At 52.6% G+C, this 308-nt stretch carries 1 rRNA gene; it reads left to right on the top strand.

The features are described from left to right. A 23S ribosomal RNA gene (locus tag GTP44_RS28500) occupies positions 1 to 308 on the top strand; the annotation flags it as partial.

Below are 308 nucleotides of genomic sequence, written 5' to 3'. Positions count from 1 at the left end.
GCTGTTCGCCATTTAAAGTGGTACGTGAGCTGGGTTTAAAACGTCGTGAGACAGTTTGGTCCCTATCTGCCGTGGGCGTTGGAAATTTGAAGGGGGCTGCTCCTAGTACGAGAGGACCGGAGTGGACAGACCTCTGGTGTACCGGTTGTCACGCCAGTGGCATTGCCGGGTAGCTAAGTCTGGAAGAGATAACCGCTGAAAGCATCTAAGCGGGAAACTTGCCTTAAGATGAGATTTCCCAGAGCCTTGAGCTCTTTGAAGGGTCGTTCGAGACCAGGACGTTGATAGGTCAGGTGTGGAAGTGCAGT

Origin of the sequence: Duganella lactea, assembly GCF_009857505.1 — a bacterium.
GTDB classification, from domain to species: Bacteria; Pseudomonadota; Gammaproteobacteria; order Burkholderiales; family Burkholderiaceae_D; genus Rugamonas; species Rugamonas lactea.
This window is presented reverse-complemented; position numbering and strand designations above follow the sequence as displayed.